Genomic DNA, 3,520 nt, shown 5'->3' on the forward strand with positions numbered 1-3,520 from the left:
CAGTCTCAGATGTGGCCTTGTTCATAGGCCAATTCGGATTAACCGGTATTGAATCAGCAGTCATAAAATAACTCTGCCCTTATCCTAAGTCTTCGTCTTGCCCCAGCCACCCCGGAGGAGCAATTCTTTCTCGATGTTGGATTAAGTAAAACGATAGAGCTAGTTCAAGCTCTTGGAAACCATAAAAAAACATCACATTTTCAGGATGTTACCCAAAAACGACCGAACTGCCTTGAATATCAGACATAACTCGAAAGTACGCGATTGAAACTAAAAGAAGTTTTTTAGAGCATTCCCAGTAATTCCACATATTTGTGGTGTTTTCTTAGGACGAATGATCGGCCAGTTGTGGGCAGAAATCCCCTCGTGAAGTTGTCAGGGAAACTCCTGTGCTACTTCTAACTACATAGAACCCTTGACGTTATTGCCGAAAAATTGCGCTATTAATCAGAGCAGGGGATAATTTAATTCGACCTTACGGTCTTGTGCCTCTCAGCAGCAGAGCATAGACGCGGACCCGAAGACCAATCTAGGGGGAGAATAAGAATGGCTTCTATTAAAGAGCAAAAACAGTATCAGGGTCGGGTCTATGAAGACCTCCTACAAGATGCCTACAAAGCTTTAACTTCATCTGACAAAAATCCACGTGGCGTATGGCGCCGTGAGGAAGATGCTGAGGTTATTGAATTGGGTCGGGCATTGAGAAACAGCAAGCGCAAGGCGGGCTAACCGCTCAAGTAAGCTAAACAATTCGTAACGCTCTAAAAAGGGGCAGTGGCTGCGCGGTCACTGCCCCTTTTTTGTTGCGTTTTTGGGTGGGCTGGCTCTTGTTAAGCCGCTCGGCCAGGCACATTTTTGCCCAACGACCGGTCGTCACCAAACTCCGAGATGATTTCGGCCGCCATTTCATAGCGTCCAAGAGGTGGCATAATATAGGCGCCAGCCACTCGGTCGCGGACTCCTTCAAGAGCTTCCATCGCAATCCTGATACCTTCTTGGCGCGCAGATTCACCCTTACCTGACTTCTTCATTCGGTCCCGGATGTCTTCCGGAATACTCATGCCAGGGATGTAATTGTGAATGAACTCGGCGTTTCGGTAACTGGCAAGTGGCAAGATACCGACCATTACTGGGATATCGAATGCACTGGTAGCCTCTAGAAAGCGGTTGAGCTGTGTCGGGTCATAAATGGGTTGAGTCATAATGAGATTAGCCCCGGCTTGGACTTTCTGTCCCAGTCTGAGCATTTCTCGCTCAAAATCCATGGCGGCCGGTTCGGCTCCTGTGGCCATCACAAAACTCGTTCGTTCGGCCATCGGTTTCCCGGCCGGATCGACACCTCGATTATATCCATCGATGATATTCAGCAGTCCGATAGAATCTACATCGTAGACCCCGGTTGCGTCCGGATAGTCACCAACTTTTGGTGGATCGCCAGTAATGACAACCACATTGCGGACGCCCAGCACATGGGACCCCAGCATAAAGCTCTGAAGGCCCAAGAGGTTGCGGTCCCGGCAACAAACATGAAGAAGAACTTCGATGTCTAGCTCACGTTGCATTTCAAGTCCGAGGGCAAGGTTGCTCATGCGAACCGTCGCTCTTGGGCCATCTGCGATATTGATAAAATCAGCGCCGCTTGCAGTGAGCATTCGAGCCGCTTGGATGGGCTTTTCAGTGGAGAGTCCGGTTGCGGGGTTAACCTCAACGCTGAATACAAACCGTTGACCCAGCTGCTTACCAAGGCTCGACCGATCAGCCAGATCGATGGGGTCTAGCTTGATTTCCGCTGTTTCTTCTACGGGCTTTAGTTCGATACGTCTCGGGCTAACCATGCGCGATGCGGAGGCGATACGCTTCACGTATTCGGGATCTGTCCCACAGCAACCGCCAACAATCTTGATGCCGGCTTTGTACATCCGCCGAGCAAAGACGCCGAAATTTTCAGCCGTGGCCAGATAGATTTGCCTATCTTCTAGCCGTTTGGGGCGGCCAGCATTAGGCATCACGCAGATGGGTAGCTTGCTTTCCGCCATACGGGTGGCAACCTGAAAGACTTCGTCAGGACCGCTGCAGTTTGCCCCCACGACATCGACGCCCCATTCCCTCATCTCGAGGGCCAAATCGAGTGGGTCTGTGTTGTCGGCAATGCCTCCCTCGTCAGTTACGGCTATTTGGGCAATGATCGGGATATCAACCACGGAGCGGGCACCGAGTACCGCCAGTCGCATTTCACTGGGTTGGGCAAAGGTCTCTATAATGAGCGCGTCGCAACCGCTATCGGCGAGAATTTTAGCTTGTTCGGCGTAAGCTGCGGTGACCTCGTCTTCGATACGGCGCAGTTGGCTGGCTGTTAAACCGGTAGAGCCCATAGAACCACAGATGTAAGCTGCTCCATCGGCCGCTCTCTTAGCAATCTCGACCGCTTTTTGGTTGATAAGCAAAAACTTTTCCGCGAGACCAAATTTTGCGAGCCGAATTTTGTTTGCACCATAACTGTTTGTTTCGAGCATATGGGCGCCGGCAAGTAAGTACTCTCGGTGGACCTGGTAAACCAGTTCGGGTTGATTGAGGCACACTTCTTCGAAGTTACGGTTAACGAAAATGCCGCGTTCGTAGAGCGCTGTGCCCATAGCACCGTCGCAAACTAGGCCGCCTTGAGCGACCGCTTCTAAAAATGGTAAGTCCATAGATGAACTCCTCTTCGCTTGTTGTTGCGAAGTTTCCTTATTATTTAGGGTAGCGCCAGGGGTCTAATTTGACCAGCGCCATTGCCTATTGGTCCAAGATCCTTATCTTGTGACCAGCACAGCTAGGATCTCTCTACAGAATATCCTTCGGCTCTGACAAATAGGCACATATAGGTAGGCCCATGATCACTCAACTAAATATCCGGAAAACATTGCCGTCTAGCTCATTTGCTCTTTTTCTACGGGGACTTACGTACCCGTTGGAGGGTCTGCGTTTCCTAAGCGAGCATAAGCTCTGGCCCATGGCGGCTGCCGCTATTTTAGTCAATGTCATCCTTTTGGGTGCAATGATTGGCATGGCCGCCGTTTATCTCGTGCCCATGATTCAAGGATGGGTAGCGGGTATGGCGTTGTGGGCCGCAGGCAGCACGATTTTGGGGTGGCTTACGGGTATTTTAAGCTTTTTGCTCTGGTGCCTTGTGGGGCCAGTGGCGCTTGTATTGGGCTTTTTGGTTTTAATGTTGGTGGGGCAGACCGTAGCGAGCCCGTTCTTGGACAGTTTATCCGAAAAAGTTGAGTCTTTAGTCGTTGGCACCCCAACGCATCCGTTAACCATGAGCCGCGTGATCAAAGATGTGGTGATTGCCCTCGGTGATCTCGTGGGTGGTCTTTTGTTTATGCTCGCAGTGAATTTCCCCTTATTTCTCGTAGGCTTAATACCTGGAGTGGGTGCTATTGCGGCGAGTATTCCAAGTTTTTGTTTCTCCGCTTGGCTTCTGGCTCAGGAGTTTATGGGGCTGAGCTTGGCTCGAAAATTTGTAGGTTACGGC

At 50.6% G+C, this 3,520-nt stretch carries 3 protein-coding genes; 2 read left to right on the forward strand and 1 reads right to left on the reverse strand.

From position 1 onward, the window contains the following. The first annotated feature begins 546 nt into the window (after positions 1-546). On the forward strand, positions 547-729 hold the full coding sequence (locus HOK28_02090) for a hypothetical protein (GenBank protein ID MBT6431851.1): 183 nt from the start codon (positions 547-549) through the stop codon (positions 727-729). A gap of 101 nt (positions 730-830) precedes the next feature. Here the strand turns inward: HOK28_02090 and HOK28_02095 are convergent, their stop codons facing one another. Then, positions 831-2,690 (reverse strand): bifunctional homocysteine S-methyltransferase/methylenetetrahydrofolate reductase, encoded by a 1,860-nt coding sequence (locus tag HOK28_02095; protein MBT6431852.1) that lies wholly within the window; start codon positions 2,688-2,690, stop codon positions 831-833. A gap of 182 nt (positions 2,691-2,872) precedes the next feature. Between HOK28_02095 and HOK28_02100 the strand changes: the two genes are divergently transcribed. Next, on the forward strand, positions 2,873-3,520 hold a 648-nt coding region (locus tag HOK28_02100; protein MBT6431853.1), incomplete at its 3' end, for a hypothetical protein.

This window comes from Deltaproteobacteria bacterium (genome assembly GCA_018668695.1).
In the GTDB taxonomy this organism is placed as follows: domain Bacteria; phylum Myxococcota; class XYA12-FULL-58-9; order XYA12-FULL-58-9; family JABJBS01; genus JABJBS01.